Consider the following 16351-nt stretch of genomic DNA (forward strand, 5'->3'; position numbering starts at 1 on the left):
AAGAAAATGAGTACAACAGTAGCTGAAAACCCAGAACAGGCAGCATCAAACACATGGCTGTCATACAAAAACACAATCCAGAAGCGACTAGACGGAAAGTACAAGAACGTAGCACTGATTACGGTGCTGGCTTTGTTGGTGTCGCTATTTATCGTGGTGCTGATGTGGACTCAGACGAGCCCGTACAAGCCTCTTTATGGTACCCAGGAGCGCTACGACAACAGTGAGATCCTATCGGTATTAGAGCAGGAAAAAATCCAGTTCCAGCTTGATAGCCAGTCTGGCCAAATTTTGGTACCGGCAAACCGTTTGGCGGATGCCAGGATTGTCCTTGCAGCCCGGGGCGTGAAGGCCAAGTTGCCGGAAGGGTTGGAAATTCTTGACCGTAGTACAGGCCTTGGTACCAGTCAGTTTATTGAAAACGCCCGCTACCGTCAGGGGCTGGAAGGGGAGCTGGCGCGCACTATCTTGGCGATCCGTGCGGTTAACCATGCTCGGGTACACCTGGCTATCCCAAACCGTACTCTCTTTGTTGGTATCAACGAAGAGAAGCCATCGGCGGCAGTAATGCTGGAGCTGGAGCCGGGCATGCAGCTCGATCAGCCTCAGGTGGAAGCGATTGTCAATTTGGTCAGTGGCAGCATCACCGGAATGGCCGTTGATGCCATCTCTGTGGTTGATCAGTACGGCAATTTGCTGAGCGCTGATTTGGCCATGGGCCAGCAGTCGCAGGTTAATGTACGTTTCCATGAGCTGCAGCAGCGGGTGGAGCGTGACATCGTTCGCCGTGCTGGCGATATGCTGGCACCATTGCTGGGGGTGGGCAACTTCCGAGTCCAGGTTGCCGCGACATTGAATTTTGATCAAATCGAAGAGACCCATGAGTCTATCGACAGCGATCCGGTGCTGCGTACCGAGTTCACCAAGCAGGATAATACCCAGGGCCAGTTGGCAATGGGGATCCCGGGCGCGCTGAGCAATCAGCCAACAGGTGAAGAAAGCACCACCAACAATGAAACACGCAATGAGCGCGCTGAGCTGAACCGTCATTATGATGTGGGTCGCAAAGTTCGCCATACCCGCCATGCCCAAGGTGGGATCGAAATGTTATCTGTCTCAGTGCTGCTCAACGATGATGTTCATGAGCAAGGCTGGCAACAAGCACAATTGGAGCAAGTAGCTCAAATGGTTAAAGATTCTGTTGGATATGTTGCAGAGCGTGGTGATCAGTTCAGCCTGCATGCCTTTAATTTTGCCCGGGCGGTAGACGCTGCGCCGGTAGATACTCCGTGGTGGCATGATCAGCAACTGTTGTTGCTGGCGAAGTATGGCGTTTACACCCTGTTGGGGCTGTCGTTCATTATCCTTGTGCTGCGCCCATTGGTGAAGGCGCTGCAGCGTCCAGCTCCGGTGACAACAGCATTGGCGACCGCACCTGCCGGTGCGGCAATGATGGTTAGCAATGAGATGCCTGCCGCCGACTCGGTCAGTGAATTTAAGCCAGCAAGCATTAATGCGACAGGTGGAAGCGAGCAGGATCTGGCTGATGCCCTGCTCGACTCTATTGCTCAAGGTGGAATGGTCGCTGAGGATAATACCCCTCAGTCTGCTGGGGAGGTCGACTTTGATTTGTCGACACTGCCACCACCGGGTTCGGAGTTGGAGGTGCAGGTGAAGCACTTGCAAAAGCTCACCGAAGTGGAACCAGAACGTGTCGCAGAAGTTATCAAGAAGTGGGTGAATAGCAATGAGTCTAAGTAATTTTAGTCATTTGGCAGACGGTGATGTGTTGCTGGAACCGATGGAGCAAACTGCGATTTTGTTGCTCAGCATGGGCGAGGAATCTGCCTCTCAGGTGATGCGACATATGTCGCGAGATGAACTGCTTAAAGTCAGTCACGCGATGGCCCAGCAACCGGCGATCCGCAGTATTGAAGCCCGCTTTGTCTTGCAGGGATTCTTTGAAGAGTTCCGTGCTCAATCAGGGATCAGCGGTGCCTCGCGCCCATTTTTGCAACGCACCTTGGACAAAGCTCTGGGGGGGCGGTTGGCCCGTAATCTACTGGATACAATCTATGGCGATGAAATCCGCACCTCGATGCAGCGCTTGCAGTGGATTGAGCCTAAACAGCTTGCCAAATTTTTGTTGAATGAACATGTCCAGATGCAGGCGGTTTTCATCGCTTTTCTGCCACCGGACATTGCCTCTCAGGTTTTGGCTGAGCTGTCGCAGGATGAGCAGAAGGATGTTTTGCGTCGAATTGCGGTGTTGACGGAAGTGAGCCGTGACGTCGCGCTGGAGTTGCAAGATTTGGTTGACCGCTGTATCGACTTCTTAGCCGAAAATTCGGGCGCCGTAATCGAAGGTGAGAAGCAGGTTGCCGATATCATTAATCGTTTCAGTGGTGATCAATTGAGCCTGATGACTGCGCTTGAAGAACACGATACGGAATTGGCTGAGCGGCTCAAGAACAAGATGTACGAGTTTTCTATTCTTACCCGTCAACCGGAAGCTGTTCGCCTGCGTATTCTTGAAGAGATCCCAACCGATCTGCTCGCCATGGCACTGAAAGGGGCCGAACCAGGTCTGCGCAAGTCATTGCTTGCTATTTTGCCGCGTCGTATGCAGCAGTCGATGGAAGGGGAGATCGCCCAGCTGGGTAAAGTGTCACTGCGTCAGGTCCAAGAAGCCCGCTCGGAAATCATGGATTATGTGCGTGAATTGAATGAATCCAAAGTGATTAGCCTGCAGCTATATCAAGAGACCACGGTGGAGTAGAGATGTTTAGACGAAATAAAATTATGCGCTTACAACCAAGCCAGTTTCGCAGTCATCGTTTCCCGCCGTTGGTGGATCCTACGAGCCTGGCTCAGGAACCGGCACCAGTGCTCCCGTCTGGTCGGGCATTTAATGACGAGGCCGGTCTTGATAGTGACAGCCTGTTTGGCGATGACTTTGGTACTGATGAACTCGGCTTTGATAGCTTAGCGATGGACGATTTCGGACTGGATGAGTTGAATGAGGATGCCCGCCTGATGGCGGGTCTCGATGGGGAGCCATTGCCCGACGCCCCGGGTCAATCAGGTCAGCAAGAAGACTTTCAGGCCCAGTTTAACCAAGGTTTCCAGCAGGGCATCACCCGTGGCCACGAGGAAGGGTTGCTGCAGGGGGTTGAACAGGGCCAGCAGCAAGGCTTCGAACAAGGTGTGGTGCAGGGCCGAGAGCAAGGGATCGCACAGGGTATTAAAGAGGGCAAGGCCCAGTTTGTCAAAGCGACTCAGCCGTTTGCCCAAATACACCAACAGACCGCCGAACTGTTTGCTGAGCATGAACGCCGCCAGCGCGAGCAGGTGTGCGAGCTGGTACAGAAAGTGTCCCAGCAGGTGATCCGTTGTGAGCTGGCCCTTCAGCCCCAGCAAATCCTGGCGTTGGTTGAAGAAACACTGGATAGCCTGCCCGGAGAGCCTGTGGGTCTTAAAGTCAAAATGGCCAGTGAGGAATTTACCCACCTAGAGAAAGTGGCCAGCGATAAAATTGATGCATGGAATATTGTCTGTGATGACTCCCTACGCCAAGGCGAGTGCCGGGTCGTAACCAAAAATGCCGAAGCCGATGCAGGCTGTGAACAGCGCCTTGAGACTTGTATGTCTGCGGTAAAAGGCCATCTGCTTGATGAGCAAGTGGTACTTGAAGCGAATGCGCAAGAACAAGAACAAGAACAAGAACATGATGGGGCGATCAAGCAGGCATCATGAGTAACATAATCGACTACCGGCTAGAACAAGCACTGGCCTCCCTCGACGCTGTCCCGGTGGCGAAAGTTACCGGGCGCTTGGTGAAAGTCACCGGATTGATGTTAGAAGCGGTAGGTTGCCGGTTGCTTACAGGGCAGCGCTGTTTAGTGGAAACGGGTAACGGCACCAAAATTGAAGCACAGACCGTGGGCTTCAACCGTGAGGTTGCTTATTTGATGCCGGTCAGTAACGCCTCGGGGTTGTTTTCGGGGGCCAAGGTGTGGCCGCTAGAAGGCGAGAGCCTCATTCGTATCGGCCCGCAATGGCTTGGCCGGGTGCTCAATGGCCTTGGTGATCCGTTGGATCGCTTGGGGCCGGTACTCGGTCAGGATGATATCAGCCTCGAAAGTGAAAACATCAACCCGATGTCGCGTCGCCCGATTGACGGGGCGCTGGATGTCGGGATCCGGGCAATCAACAGTCTATTGACCCTGGGAAAAGGCCAGCGGATAGGCCTTTTTGCCGGTAGCGGGGTGGGTAAAAGCGTTCTGCTTGGTATGATCACTCGTCAAACCAGTGCCGATGTCGTGGTTGTGGGCCTTATTGGTGAGCGTGGTCGCGAAGTGAAGGAGTTTATCGAACACTCCCTGGGGCCAGAGGGCTTGGCACGGGCTGTTGTAATAGCCGCTCCTGCTGACGAATCGCCCCTGATGCGCCTGCGTGCTTCCCAGCTTTGTCATCGGGTCGCGGAATATTACCGTGATCAGGGCAAGGATGTACTGTTGTTGATGGATTCCCTAACCCGCTTTGCCATGGCGCAGCGGGAAATTGCCCTGGCGCTGGGGGAGCCTCCTGCAACCAAAGGTTATCCGCCTTCGGTGTTTAGTATGCTGCCGCAACTGGTTGAGCGGGCAGGTAACAGTGCCTCGGAGCAGGGGAGCATGAGTGCGATTTATACGGTGCTAACGGAAGGGGACGATCAGCAAGACCCTATCGCTGACAGTGCCCGAGCCATTCTTGATGGTCATGTGGTGTTGAATCGCCACTTGGCAGAGGCCGGCCATTACCCAGCTATTGATATTTCCCAGTCCATTTCACGAACCATGCCGCAGGTGGTCAGTAAAGAGCAGCTACGTCATGCTATGCGCTTCAAGCAGCTCTACAGCCGTTATCAGGAAGTGCGCGAGCTGATCCCATTAGGCGGTTATCAACCGGGTAATGATCCGGAAATGGATCAGGCGGTTTTAGCGCATCCTAAGCTGGTGGCTTTCCTGCAACAAGAAATGGATGAGCAAGCAGACTGGGAGACAGTTGATAGACAAATGAGCCAATTGATACAGGAGCTAAACCTTGGCTAAGCAATCAAAAGCACTGGATCGGTTTCGTCAAATCAGGCAGGGAGAGCTGGAAAAGTTGGGACAGCAGTACCAACAGAAGCAGCAAGATTGCGCCAATCACCTCCAAAAACTCGAGCAGCTGGATGCACTTTACGATTCTTGCCAAGTGGTTGCTGGTGAAACGGCATTGGCATGGACTAACCGCTTTGCCATCCGTGATCACCTCAAGCACTTAACTGAAATCCAAACTCAAACGCTCGCATTGTCCCAAGCTGAGCAGGTTAGCCTTAAGCAGCATGTTGTCCAGCAGCATGTGAAGGTTAAAAGTTTGGAGAGTGTGATAGAGAAACGTCGCCAGCATCATGACAGGCTTGCTGCCAAGAGCGAGCAAAAGCTGATGGATGAAATGGCCATGCAACGGTTTATCCGGCCCACATTCTAATTGATTGGCAAAGCGTACAAAACGCCGCAGTACTCACTGCGGCGTTTTCTATTGGGCTTAAGTGACAGAACAGTCGATGGGAGCAGGTATTACACTGGCTGGTAGGTGGTATCGTTATCTTGGTGCAGTACCTGGGTGAGGATGTCTTGCTGCATCATCAACAAGCGGCTGTTGCGCTCGTTTTGTGCCATGCAGGTATGGACTAAGCGTTTGAGCTGTGCCCATTTTCGGTCGACAGGCTGGCGGTACTGGGCAGGTAGGGCAGAGATCAGGCGATTGACACTATCGGGGGAGTTATCCATGCCCAGTTGATTGAGTATCGACGTCCGTAGCTCAGCGCGTTGTTGTAATTGTTGCAATAGATGTTGATGGGGCGTCGCCATAGCGGTGAGTTTGTCGCCATTACGGTGCAGCATATTATGATGCTGCACCTTCAGTAGTTGATGAAGCTGCTGGTAATCAGCCAGATCACGCTGGATATCCTGAATAAAGTTCTTGATGACTGACGCTGATTTTGGGCTCATGGTATTTAACTTCCGGGGTTTCAAACAATCAGTCGCGGCTGTGGGCACCGCGGATGCTGGCAGCCAGTCCATCAAGATCGACTTCGTAATTACCGCTGGCCAGTAAGGTACGGATTTCATTGACCTTCGCCATATCGACATCAGGGATACGCTTAAGCTCTTGCTGTAAGCTATCCATGCTTTGCGCTTGTGGGCTGACATCAGCACTGGGCTTTTTCACTGAAGAGAGCGGCGCTGGCGAGGTTGATACTTCATTATTGGTCGCTTCAGATGTTTTCTTGGGTTGGTTTTGGACTGCAGTGGCTAACTGCAAACCTGCTTTGGTTGACTCGATCATGGCAAATCTCCTGACTTCTTCTCCGATACTAAGGTTAAGCGACCAGCGAAGCGACTTGATTAAATCAATTTAGAAAAGCGTGGTGACCAGCCCGGGCTTAGCGATAGCGGCTTTGATCACCTTGCCTGAGCTGGTGTTTCTTACCCGTATTTGCTGCTTGGTATACCCACCTTCTAGTGCTATGCCTGACATGTTGGCGAGGAACTGCCCATTGCTGGCTTGAATCATCACCTTGTCACCGGCTGAAACCAGGTAGGCAGGGCTCAGGTGAGAAGGTGATAGCTGCTGATCACGGCGGATCTGCCTGAGGGCGCGCAGGCCGATAAAATCTTGTGCAGAAGCAAAAAACTCTCGGTTGATGGACGCGATGTCGGTGGGTTTCAAGACAATATCATCGGCGGAGACGATTTCGTCTTTACGTAACGTACGCACTGCGAATGCAACGGGAACGGTGACATTGACATCGGCTTGTATCATCAGTTGCCATGGTGTTGGCTGATGGCAGCTGACAGCAAATCGCAGCCGGCCAGCAGGATAACGGCGCCTGTCTACGCGCTCTATGGCGAGGGGGGAGTCACAAAGTGTTAATCGTTGACTCCCGCTTGGTAGCCGGAGGAATATTTCAGGCTGGACCGCTGGCCAGCGGTGTTGCCCCGCCGCTAGGTTGACTTCTTTGCGGATCGCCATAGACACTTGGTGTTCTATCTGTGCGTCAGCAGCCGAATCAGATTGCTCTAAGGCCGACTGCCCCGATACTGCTGGGGTGAAAACCGCCACACAGAGCAGTAGGGCAATAAGGGGAGCTGTCGCTGAGTTGCGGGTCACTGTCGCCATTTCATGTCTTCCATTCATTCATTTTTTGTGTGCGGAACTGCTTCCGCCCTGTCGTTTCCGCCCACCTTTCCGTAGCGGAAGTGCCACTTCCGCTTTTGCTCCCCCCTTGATGAAAGGTGGTGTATTTCCATTTTAAATCATGCATTTAAATAGTTGGCACGCATTTTGTTAGTAATGGGTCAGTTTTTGATTTCTTGCACTCAAAGGACACCAAATGGGGATCAACTTTGACAAAGCCCTCGGGATTCACCCGCACACTTTAACCCTTCGTACCGAGCGTGCCAAGGTGCTGGCCGGTAACTTAGCGAATGTGGATACACCGGGGTTCAAAGCGCGAGATTTTGATTTTCAGGCAGCCATTGCTTCAGTGGAAGCACAGCGCCTAGGGGGGCAGGGGCAGGTACAAACGCCGCCTGCGTTGCAATATCGCAACCCTTACAACAACACGATGGATGGCAACACTGTAGAACTTGGGGTTGAGCAGGCGCATTACGCTCAAAATGCCATGGACTTCGAAACCAGCCTGACTTTTTTGAACATGAAATTTCAAGGGCTGGCGACAGCCATTCAAGGACAGTAATCCACTATGTCATTCAGTGAAATTTACCAAATTGCCGGTTCAGCAATGACAGCGCAAACGCTGCGCCTCAATACGATTGCCAGTAACTTGGCCAATGCCGATGCCGCGTCAACCACCGAGGCGGGAACGTACCGCAGCCGAAAACCAGTGTTTTCAACGGTATATGAAAACAGCCAGTTCCAGGCTAACCAGAGCGCCGGGGCTCGGGTCCAAGTGATGGATGTGGTTCCAGTAGAAGGGGAGCTATCTCGTCGCTATGAGCCAAGTAACCCGATCGCCGATGCCGATGGTTACGTGTTTTACCCCAATGTGGATGTGGTCTCGGAAATGGCCGACATGATGTCAGCGTCGCGCAGCTTTGAAACCAGTGTTGATGTCCTTGGGCGTGCGCGCAGCATGCAGCAGGGTCTGTTGAAATTAGGTCAGTAAGGATATCACGATGAGCACTCCCTACGTTACGAGTAGCCATGGCGCGACAACGACAAGTGGGCAGGATCCTATTGCTGGCAACGGTCAGCAGGACAACACCTTCCTGACGTTGATGATTGCACAGATCCAAAACCAGACGCCGCTTGACCCGTTGGATACCACCCAGTTTATGACACAGCTGGCGCAGATGACCCAGGTTGAGACCATGCAGAACATGAACAGCACTGTCGTCAACCAGATGGTGCTGCTCGACAATATCCAGGTGCTGACCACGGCAGGTATGGTTGGTCAGGACGTGCGTGTGACGACCGATACCTTGGAGCTTGAAGGCAATCCACTGGATGCGGTGATTGAACTCGGCAGTGCTGTCGACGATCTCAAAGTGGAGATCCGCAATGATGCCGGTGAACTGGTAGACACCATTGAGCTTGGGGCGAACAGTGAAGGCGAAGTGACCTTTGTCATTGATCCTAAATCCATGGAGCTTAAAGACGGTCAATACGATCTTACTGTGGTCACCAATGACAGTGATTACAAGCCGGAAGTCATGATTACGGGCACTATCGAAAGAATGCGCATTCCACCGGGCGGCGGTTCACCAGAGTTCCTGATCTCTGGTGTGGGCTATGTGCCGTTTTTCAATGTTAGCCAGTACGGCGAAACGCACGGTTCAGACTCTCAGTCTCCAGAGCCCACTCCTTTATTTACGTTGGCTGGCCGTCGATAACGGCTTGCAAAAAACTAGGTTAGAAGAGAAATAATAATGAGCTTTAACATTGCAATGAGTGGTTTGAATACCACCTCTCAGGAATTGAACACCATCAGTAACAACATCGCTAACGTATCTACCGTTGGCTTCAAATCATCTCGCGCTGAATTTTCGGCACTGATGAACGGCGGTATGGGGGGCGGTGTTGAACTGGCGAGCCTGTCCCAGTCATTCAACGATGGTGCCTTCAACATGACAGGGCGTACCACCGACTTGGCGATTGGCGGTAATGGCATGTTTGTTCTGCAGGGTGAAGATGGTGCCTACACCTACAGCCGCGCAGGCATGTTTCAGCAAGATAAAGATAACTTCCTAGTCAACAGTGCCGGTCTTCGTCTGCAGGGTTATACCACCGACAGTAACGGTAACCTTCAAACCGGCTCTGTCGGTGACATTCAGGTCTCTACCGGTTCGGTGGCGGCGAGAGCCACGGATCGTGTTGATTTTGCCGCGAACCTAGATGCTGGCGCATCTGTGATTGTCGATGAGAATGGCGACCGTATTCCTTTCGATCCAGAAGACAGCGATAGCTTCAACTCTTCTTATACGACAACCGTTTACGATTCATTGGGCAACGAGCACACCCTGACCCAGTACTTTGTGAAAACGGGCGAGAATGAATGGGAAGTACACTACGCCATGAACGGCGAGGTGATGGAAGCCGAAAGCGGTCAGGTCTTAGAATTTGACGAAAACGGTAAGCTGGTCGAGCCTACGGGCAACATCGGCCTGACTTTTGCCCCGGAAGGTGCCGCCGAGATGAACATTGCGCTTTCCATGACCGGCACCACCCAGTATGGCAGTGAATTTGCGGTATCGACCAACCGTAGCAATGGCCATACCGCCGGTGAGCTGACCGGTATTACTATCGATGACAGCGGTATGGTGTTTGCCAACTACAGCAACGGTGAGCAGATGATGCAGGGCCAAATAGTACTGGCGGACTTCCCCAATACCGGTGGTTTGATGCAGGTGGGTAATACCGGCTGGTCGGCGACACAAGCCTCGGGCCAGCCGCTTATCGGTGTACCGGGAACGGGTACGCTAGGTGGTTTGTACTCGGGCTACATTGAGGAATCAAACGTTGATCTGACCGGTGAGCTGGTGGGCCTGATGACGGCGCAGCGTAACTACCAGGCCAACGCCCAGTCACTATCAACCCAGCAGCAGCTTACCCAAGTGCTGTTCAACATGTAAGGGCGGTAGTGTGGATCGTTTGATTTATACCGCAGCAAGCGGTGCCGGGCGTGTTTTCAACGCCCAGCAAGTAAGAGCGAATAACCTTGCCAACATCAATACCCATGGCTTCCGTGCTGATATGGAGCGGGCTCAGGCATTTGCCGTGCAAGGCAGCGGTTTTGACAGCCGTATCATGGTTGAAGCCCAGTCGGCGGGTACCCGTTTTGACGCTGCCGAACTGCAAACCACTGGACGCGAGCTGGACTTGGCTATTCGTGGTGACGGCTTTTTTACCGTTCAATTACCAGAAGGCGATGAAGCCTATACCCGTTCGGGGGCCATTGAGCGTACCGAGAACGGTGATCTGATGATTGGCGGCCTGCCCGTGCTTGCCGACGGCGGCGATGTGATGAATGTCCCGCTCTACAGCAGTATCGAGTTCGGTGACAACGGACTGGTTAATATTGTACCGGAAGGTGAGGTACTGGTGGTTGAAGCGGGACGCCTGAAGCTGGTGAACCCGCCGGTACAGGATTTGGGTAAGTTAGAAAACGGCCTGTTTGTTACTAACAACCGGCAGCCAGTCAACGATGACGAGAGCGTGATGATGGTATCGGGCTTTCTCGAGCAGAGTAACGTTGTGGCCGTAGAAGAGATGGTGGCATCGATGCAGCTGAGCCGAAACTTCGAAATGCAGCTGAAGATGATGCAAACCGCAGAAAAAATTGCAGAGGCAGGCAACCGCCTGATCAGAGCGTAAAGGATAAGAGATGAACGCAGCACTATGGATCAGTAAAACCGGGTTGGCCGCCCAAGACACAAAAATGGCGACCATTTCCAACAATCTTGCCAACGTTAACACCGTCGGTTACAAGCGCGACCGCGTGGCGTTTGAAGATTTGTTCTATCAAATCCAGCGCCAGCCCGGTGCCATGGCGGATGAAGTCAACGAACTGCCGACCGGTATCCAGTTGGGTTCCGGTGTACGTGTCGTCGGTACCCAAAAGGTCTTTACCGAAGGGATGTACCAAACGACCAACCAAAGCCTGGATATCGCAATTGATGGTAAGGGCTTCTTCGAGCTGGAAACGCCGGATGGTGAGCAGGCATTTACCCGTAATGGCCAGTTCCACATGAATTCTGATGGCTTGCTGGTGAATACTCAGGGCTTGCCGTTGGCACAGCAAATCCAAGTCCCGGCAGATGCTGAAACCATTACCATCGGTAGCGACGGTATCGTGACGGCCAAGATTGCTAATGATGATATGCCGCAGGAGATCGGCCAGATCACCCTGGCTAACTTTATCAATCCGGCCGGCCTTGAAGCCTTGGGCGGGAACCTGTTCCGTGCCACGGCATCGAGCGGTGATGTGATTGACGGTATAGCCGGTGAAGGCGCATTCGGTCAGCTTAAGCAAGGGGTATTGGAAGGCTCTAATGTGCAGGTGGTCGAGGAGATGGTCGATATGATCACGACCCAGCGCGGCTATGAGATGAATGCCAAGGCACTGTCTTCATCGGATGAGATGTTGCAGTACATTTCTCAGGTACTGTAAGCCATGGCAAGACTGACGAAGGTTAAACCCGTTAGGCGCTTGGTCGCATGGCTGGCCGCCATGCTGCTGGCCGGTTGTTCATCCACTCCCTCGTTGATGGATGAGCGTCCGGCACCGGATGATTTGGACTACGCGCCACCGATGCTGGATTACTCGCTGCCGGATGCCCGCAGCGGGTCGGTCTACCGTGACGGTTACATGTGGACTCTGTTTCAGGATCGCCGGGCCTACCGTGTTGGTGACATGCTGACCGTGTCACTGGATGAAGATACTCGCTCCAGCAAACAGGCCAATACCAACTTTGGTAAAAATGCCAGTGGCGGCTTGATGGGCAGTTTTGCGGCAGGCTCAAGCAGCGGCAGTGCCAGTGGTGATCTTTCCGGCAACCGGGATTTTCGCGGTAGTTCGGCCAGTTCACAGCGTAATTCTCTGAGTGGTTCCATTACTGTGATGGTGCATGAAGTGCTGCCAAACGGGGTGTTGCGGATTAAAGGGGAGAAGTGGATCCGCCTTAACCAAGGTGATGAGTTTATCCGCCTTGATGGCTTGGTGCGGGGGGATGATATCGATAACGGTAATCAGATTTCCTCCCAGCGCGTGGGTGATGCACGTATTACCTATTCTCAAAGCGGTGTGTTGGCCGATGCCAATGACGCTGGCTGGTTGACCAAGCTGTTTGTCAATCCGCTGTTCCCAATCTAAGAGGCATTATGTTTAAGCAACTTATCATTCTATTGACTGTGCTGGTCGTGCCTTTCCTGTTTGTTGATATGGCCAATGCTGCAAGTAACGAGCGCCATTTGATTGATTTGGTGGATATCCAAGGATTGCGGGAAAATCAGCTGATTGGCTACGGCCTTGTGGTCGGCCTTGATGGAACGGGCGATCGTAATCAGGTGAAATTCACCAGTCAGTCTGTCACTAACATGTTGCGCCAGTTTGGTTTGCAACTACCTGAAAAAATTGACCCGAAGCTGCGTAACGTGGCAGCCGTCAGTGTTCATGCCTCCATTCCGCCATTGGCCGGACCGGGGCAAACCATTGATGTAACGGTATCGTCTATTGGTGATGCCAAAAGTCTGCGCGGCGGCAGCTTGGTGATGACGCCGCTGCGCGCGATTGATGGCCAGATCTATGCGGTTGCCCAAGGGAGCTTGGTGGTGGCGGGTGTCAAAGCCGAAGGCCGCTCCGGTTCGAGCATCACGGTCAACGTGCCGACCACCGGCCGCATTCCGGGCGGCGCGATTATCGAGGAGGAAATCCCTTCCGATTTTACCTCCCAACCTAAAGTCACGCTGAATTTGCTGCGCCCGAACTTTACCACCGCACGTAATATCTCCCGTCAAATCGATGATGTGTTTGGTCCGGATACTGCGGTGGCGCTGAGCAATGCTCGGGTTGAGGTGTCTGCGCCGCAGGACTTTGAACAGCGGGTGATCTTCATGTCGATGCTGGAAGATATGACCGTCGATATTGGCCGTCAGCGAGCGCGAGTGGTGTTTAACAGCCGCACCGGTACCGTCGTGGTCGGTAATGGCGTGCGTATTGGCCGGGCAGCCGTGAGTCACGGCAGTTTGACTGTGACGATTGCCGAGTCGTTCAACGTCAGCCAACCCAATGCGTTTGGTGGCGGCAACACGGTCGTGACTCCTGAGAGCGAGATTGATATTAACTACGAGCGTAATCCCATGTTCATCTGGCCGGAAGGGGTAGAGCTGGAAACCATCGTTTCAGCCGTCAATAGCCTCGGTGCCTCTCCCGATGATTTGATAGCGATCCTTCAGGCGCTGCATGCTTCGGGTGCATTGGATGCTGAATTGGTGGTGATTTAAGGACAGAGAATGACAGTAACTGTTTTACCGGTAAATACAATGGCGTTACAGCCAATGGCGACCAGCCGCATTGCGGCAAACTCCACGATGGGAACGGTAACCACATTCGACAGTCGTCAATTGGCGGGTCTGAAAAGCACGAATGATTCGCAGCAGGCAATTCAAACGGTAGCGGAGCAATTTGAATCGTTGTTCTTGCAGATGGTGCTAAAGCAGATGCGTAAAGCGAGCGAGGCGCTCAGTACCGATGATGATAATGCCTTGTTCGGAAGCCGTGAGCATAAGACCTATCAGGAATTTTTCGATGGTCAGGTCGCTATCGAAATGTCAAAAAGCTCGCTTGGCTTGGCGGAAGTGATCGTCCGTCAACTGGGCGGTGAGCCGGCGTTTAAGGAAGCTAACGATGAGGTCGCTTTAACTTCAAGCAAGGCAGAGCAAGGTCCGAGCGCGGGCAACGCATTTAGCCAGTCTTTGCTGCATTTCAACCGTGAGGGCTCTAACGTATGAGTTTGATGAATATCGGCTTGTCTGGACTACAGGCAAGTCAAGTGGGTATGAATGTGACGGCCCAGAATGTCGCCAATATCAACACCCCGGGCTACAGCCGCCAGCAGGTGCACCTATCGGCGATTGGTTCAACCAGCATGAGCATGAAAGATGCGGGTAACGGCGTGTCGGTCAGTGCGATCCGCCGGGTTACTGATCAGTATCAGACCAACCAGATCTTCCGCGCTGGTTCGATGTTGGGCGCAGCCTCAACCTCAGCCCAGCAGCTCAAGCGTTTGGAGACCTTGTTGTCGGGTGATTCAATGGATTTGAGCCAGGGATTCGACAGCTTTTTCTCGGCACTGAACGGTGCCAGCGTCTCACCTTATGGTTCTGCCCACCGCTCGCTGATCATCAGTGAGGCGGAAGCGCTGGGTAACCGCTTTAACCAGTTGAGCAGCTCGCTGGATGGTCAATACAATGACTTATCACAGCAGCGCAGCAGTGCGGTATCGCAAGCCAACAGCTTGCTTTCGAATATCAGCAAGCTCAACGAAGAGATCCGCAAAGGTGATGCCACGGGGGCCAATACCTCAGCCCTGCAGGATGAGCGCGATGTGTTGATTGCCGAGCTGTCGGAAATTGTGGATGTCCGTATTACCGATGCCGGTGACGGCACGCTGAATATTGCCCTGCCTAACGGCCAGCCTTTGGTGATGGGGAACCAAGTGGCTCAGTTCAGCCTAGAGTCCGATCCGAATAACCCGCGCAGCGATGTGCTGTCGCTGTCGCTCAATGGCCAAAACTTCCCGCTGGATGACGACATCGGCGGCAAGCTGGGGGCATTGGCGGCATATGAAAAAGATGTGCTGGTCCCCACTCAGGCAGCGATCAATGACATCGCCTTTGAGTTTGCCCAAGCCTTTAACGACCAACTGGCCGAAGGTTTTGATCTGAACGGTGAGCCGGGCAAACCCTTGTTTGTTTTTGATCCGGATAATCCCGCGTCAACGTTGTCTATCAATCCGGACTTCAAGCCGGAAGACTTGGCGCTGTCTGGCGACGGTACCCCGGGTAATACCGACAACCTGCTAAAACTGATCGAGATTAAAGACCAAGAATTTGAGATTGGTGATTTGGGCTCGCAAACGCTAGGCAGCGCGTTTAATTCCTTGCTGGGTGATATCGCGGTCAAAAGCCGTCAGGCACAATCGGATCACGATGCAGCCAGTAATATTTACCTCCAGGCCACGATTGAAAAATCGGCAACCAGCGGGGTCAACCTTGACGAAGAAGCGGTCAGCCTGATGATGTATCAGCAAGCTTACCAAGCCAACATGCAGGTGATTAGCGCATCGAATCAGATGTTTGCGTCAGTCATGCAGCTATTCTAAGGACACTGCCATGCGTGTAAGTACTAATCAATATAGCCAGATGATGTCTGGTAGCCTGAGTCAGAACTCCTTGGGCATCAATAAAATCATGCAGCAAATGGCAACCGGCAAGCGCTTGCTGGTGCCCTCTGATGATCCCATGGCCTCGACGCGGGTGATGAACCTCAAGCGAGAGCAGGCGGCGATTAGCCAATATCAGGGCAATATCGAGCAAGCGGATATCGCGCTCAAAAAGCAGGAAACCTATCTCAGCAGTGCTGTTGATGTCCTGCACCAAGTCCGCGATTTGATGCTGTGGGCCGGTAACGGTGTTAATGGTCCCGATGAACGAGCCGCGATGGCCAATGAGCTTGAGCACCTGCAAGACAGCTTGGTGAGTCTGGCCAACTCGAAAGATGAAAACGGTAAGTACATCTTCTCGGGTAACGAGGTGAACACCCAACCGTTAGTGAAAGATGAAGAAGGCAACTGGACTTACCAGGGTGATACTGGTATCCGTGAAGTGGTGGTTGGCGATGGCGTAACGGTTCAGCTCAACGTCAATGCCGAGGAGATGTTCTTCTCGGGCGGAATGGATATTTTCAATCAGCTGGATGAGCTGGTGACCGCGCTACGTGACCCTGATTATGATCTTGAAGGCAGCAACATTATTGGCCGCAGCCTAGATGTACTGGATGAGACGATGCTGTCGGTATCGGGTACGGTGACCAGTTTGGGTAGCCGTCAGAATGCCTTGACCACAATGCAGGATGGCCACAGTGAAGTTGAGCTATTTAACAATGACTTGATCGGCCAGCTGGAAGATCTCGATTACGCCGATGCCATGGTGCAATACAATAACTACCTGTTGGCATTACAGGCAACCCAGTCGACCTATGTCAAAACAGCCAGCTTGTCGTTGTTTAGTATTATGTAAT

19 protein-coding genes are annotated in these 16351 nt (G+C 52.9%); 16 read left to right on the plus strand and 3 right to left on the minus strand.

Annotated elements, in window-relative coordinates:
- Positions 1-6 precede the first annotated feature (6 nt).
- The 5 genes from fliF to fliJ are packed head-to-tail and all read left to right on the plus strand — an operon-like array spanning position 7 to position 5514.
- Positions 7-1761 carry a flagellar basal-body MS-ring/collar protein FliF gene (gene fliF / locus C9I99_RS19110; protein WP_107350430.1) on the plus strand — a complete coding sequence of 585 codons (1755 nt, stop codon included), beginning with the start codon at positions 7-9 and terminating at the stop codon, positions 1759-1761.
- A complete protein-coding gene (locus C9I99_RS19115; RefSeq protein ID WP_107350431.1) occupies positions 1748-2779 on the plus strand; it encodes a FliG C-terminal domain-containing protein in 1032 nt (343 codons plus the stop codon). The genes fliF and C9I99_RS19115 overlap by 14 nt, the downstream gene beginning before the upstream one ends.
- Positions 2780-2781: 2 nt before the next feature.
- Positions 2782-3756, plus strand: a complete 975-nt coding sequence (fliH, locus tag C9I99_RS19120; protein ID WP_107350432.1) for a flagellar assembly protein FliH — start codon at positions 2782-2784, stop codon at positions 3754-3756.
- Positions 3753-5093 (plus strand): flagellar protein export ATPase FliI, encoded by a 1341-nt coding sequence (gene fliI / locus C9I99_RS19125; protein ID WP_107350433.1) that lies wholly within the window; start codon positions 3753-3755, stop codon positions 5091-5093. The genes fliH and fliI overlap by 4 nt, the downstream gene beginning before the upstream one ends.
- Positions 5086-5514: a flagellar export protein FliJ gene (fliJ, locus tag C9I99_RS19130; protein ID WP_107350434.1), complete on the plus strand. Its 429-nt coding sequence runs from the start codon at positions 5086-5088 to the stop codon at positions 5512-5514. Before fliI ends, fliJ begins: the two co-directional genes overlap by 8 nt.
- 89 nt (positions 5515-5603) lie before the next feature.
- Here the strand turns inward: fliJ and flgN are convergent, their stop codons facing one another.
- The 3 genes from flgN to flgA all read right to left on the minus strand — a co-directional run bounded on the left by flgN (position 5604) and on the right by flgA (position 7209).
- Positions 5604-6038, minus strand: a complete 435-nt coding sequence (gene flgN / locus C9I99_RS19135; RefSeq protein ID WP_166645484.1) for a flagellar export chaperone FlgN — start codon at positions 6036-6038, stop codon at positions 5604-5606.
- Between the two features lie 28 nt (positions 6039-6066).
- Positions 6067-6375 (minus strand): flagellar biosynthesis anti-sigma factor FlgM, encoded by a 309-nt coding sequence (flgM, locus tag C9I99_RS19140; RefSeq protein WP_107350436.1) that lies wholly within the window; start codon positions 6373-6375, stop codon positions 6067-6069.
- A 69-nt stretch (positions 6376-6444) separates the two neighbouring features.
- A complete protein-coding gene (flgA, locus tag C9I99_RS19145; RefSeq protein ID WP_166645485.1) occupies positions 6445-7209 on the minus strand; it encodes a flagellar basal body P-ring formation chaperone FlgA in 765 nt (254 codons plus the stop codon).
- Positions 7210-7423: 214 nt separating this feature from the next.
- Here flgA and flgB point away from each other — a divergent pair, with 214 nt between their 5' ends.
- The 11 genes from flgB (at position 7424) to flgL (ending at position 16350) form a co-directional block, all read left to right on the plus strand.
- Entirely contained in the window at positions 7424-7789 is a 366-nt protein-coding gene (gene flgB / locus C9I99_RS19150) for a flagellar basal body rod protein FlgB (RefSeq protein WP_107350438.1), read from the plus strand.
- A gap of 6 nt (positions 7790-7795) precedes the next feature.
- The gene (flgC, locus tag C9I99_RS19155) at positions 7796-8218 is read left to right on the plus strand and encodes a flagellar basal body rod protein FlgC (protein WP_107350439.1); all 423 of its coding nucleotides are present in this window, start codon (positions 7796-7798) and stop codon (positions 8216-8218) included.
- Positions 8219-8228: 10 nt separating this feature from the next.
- Positions 8229-8945, plus strand: a complete 717-nt coding sequence (locus C9I99_RS19160) for a flagellar hook capping FlgD N-terminal domain-containing protein (RefSeq protein ID WP_107350440.1) — start codon at positions 8229-8231, stop codon at positions 8943-8945.
- A gap of 36 nt (positions 8946-8981) precedes the next feature.
- Positions 8982-10184, plus strand: a complete 1203-nt coding sequence (flgE, locus tag C9I99_RS19165) for a flagellar hook protein FlgE (protein ID WP_107350441.1) — start codon at positions 8982-8984, stop codon at positions 10182-10184.
- Positions 10185-10194: 10 nt separating this feature from the next.
- Positions 10195-10926 carry a flagellar basal body rod protein FlgF gene (locus C9I99_RS19170; RefSeq protein WP_107350442.1) on the plus strand — a complete coding sequence of 244 codons (732 nt, stop codon included), beginning with the start codon at positions 10195-10197 and terminating at the stop codon, positions 10924-10926.
- Positions 10927-10936: 10 nt separating this feature from the next.
- Positions 10937-11722 carry a flagellar basal-body rod protein FlgG gene (gene flgG, locus C9I99_RS19175; protein WP_107350443.1) on the plus strand — a complete coding sequence of 262 codons (786 nt, stop codon included), beginning with the start codon at positions 10937-10939 and terminating at the stop codon, positions 11720-11722.
- Positions 11723-11725: 3 nt separating this feature from the next.
- Positions 11726-12424 (plus strand): flagellar basal body L-ring protein FlgH, encoded by a 699-nt coding sequence (flgH, locus tag C9I99_RS19180; protein ID WP_107350444.1) that lies wholly within the window; start codon positions 11726-11728, stop codon positions 12422-12424.
- Between the two features lie 68 nt (positions 12425-12492).
- Complete coding sequence (locus tag C9I99_RS19185) at positions 12493-13554, plus strand: flagellar basal body P-ring protein FlgI (RefSeq protein ID WP_243734676.1); 1062 nt, start codon at positions 12493-12495, stop codon at positions 13552-13554.
- Positions 13555-13563: 9 nt separating this feature from the next.
- Positions 13564-14061, plus strand: coding sequence for a rod-binding protein (locus tag C9I99_RS19190; RefSeq protein ID WP_107350446.1), 498 nt, complete (start codon positions 13564-13566; stop codon positions 14059-14061).
- Positions 14058-15434 (plus strand): flagellar hook-associated protein FlgK, encoded by a 1377-nt coding sequence (flgK, locus tag C9I99_RS19195; protein WP_107350447.1) that lies wholly within the window; start codon positions 14058-14060, stop codon positions 15432-15434. The genes C9I99_RS19190 and flgK overlap by 4 nt, the downstream gene beginning before the upstream one ends.
- A 10-nt stretch (positions 15435-15444) precedes the next feature.
- Entirely contained in the window at positions 15445-16350 is a 906-nt protein-coding gene (gene flgL / locus C9I99_RS19200) for a flagellar hook-associated protein FlgL (protein ID WP_107350448.1), read from the plus strand.
- The last annotated feature ends 1 nt before the right edge of the window (position 16351 follow it).

Origin of the sequence: Photobacterium lutimaris (assembly GCF_003025555.1) — a bacterium.
GTDB classification, from domain to species: Bacteria; Pseudomonadota; Gammaproteobacteria; order Enterobacterales; family Vibrionaceae; genus Photobacterium; species Photobacterium lutimaris.

Bases quoted from the DNA above. Each gene is read 5' to 3' on its own strand.
- flgC (WP_107350439.1), top strand. From the start codon at position 7,796: ATGTCATTCAGTGAAATTTACCAAATTGCCGGTTCAGCAATGACAGCG.
- fliF (WP_107350430.1), top strand. From the start codon at position 7: ATGAGTACAACAGTAGCTGAAAACCCAGAACAGGCAGCATCAAACACA.
- flgG (WP_107350443.1), top strand. From the start codon at position 10,937: ATGAACGCAGCACTATGGATCAGTAAAACCGGGTTGGCCGCCCAAGAC.
- flgL (WP_107350448.1), top strand. From the start codon at position 15,445: ATGCGTGTAAGTACTAATCAATATAGCCAGATGATGTCTGGTAGCCTG.
- C9I99_RS19185 (WP_243734676.1), top strand. From the start codon at position 12,493: ATGGCCAATGCTGCAAGTAACGAGCGCCATTTGATTGATTTGGTGGAT.
- flgE (WP_107350441.1), top strand. From the start codon at position 8,982: ATGAGCTTTAACATTGCAATGAGTGGTTTGAATACCACCTCTCAGGAA.
- flgA (WP_166645485.1), bottom strand. From the start codon at position 7,209: ATGGCGACAGTGACCCGCAACTCAGCGACAGCTCCCCTTATTGCCCTA.
- flgK (WP_107350447.1), top strand. From the start codon at position 14,058: ATGAGTTTGATGAATATCGGCTTGTCTGGACTACAGGCAAGTCAAGTG.
- fliI (WP_107350433.1), top strand. From the start codon at position 3,753: ATGAGTAACATAATCGACTACCGGCTAGAACAAGCACTGGCCTCCCTC.
- C9I99_RS19160 (WP_107350440.1), top strand. From the start codon at position 8,229: ATGAGCACTCCCTACGTTACGAGTAGCCATGGCGCGACAACGACAAGT.
- flgH (WP_107350444.1), top strand. From the start codon at position 11,726: ATGGCAAGACTGACGAAGGTTAAACCCGTTAGGCGCTTGGTCGCATGG.
- fliH (WP_107350432.1), top strand. From the start codon at position 2,782: ATGTTTAGACGAAATAAAATTATGCGCTTACAACCAAGCCAGTTTCGC.
- C9I99_RS19115 (WP_107350431.1), top strand. From the start codon at position 1,748: ATGAGTCTAAGTAATTTTAGTCATTTGGCAGACGGTGATGTGTTGCTG.
- flgN (WP_166645484.1), bottom strand. From the start codon at position 6,038: ATGAGCCCAAAATCAGCGTCAGTCATCAAGAACTTTATTCAGGATATC.
- flgM (WP_107350436.1), bottom strand. From the start codon at position 6,375: ATGATCGAGTCAACCAAAGCAGGTTTGCAGTTAGCCACTGCAGTCCAA.
- C9I99_RS19190 (WP_107350446.1), top strand. From the start codon at position 13,564: ATGACAGTAACTGTTTTACCGGTAAATACAATGGCGTTACAGCCAATG.
- flgB (WP_107350438.1), top strand. From the start codon at position 7,424: ATGGGGATCAACTTTGACAAAGCCCTCGGGATTCACCCGCACACTTTA.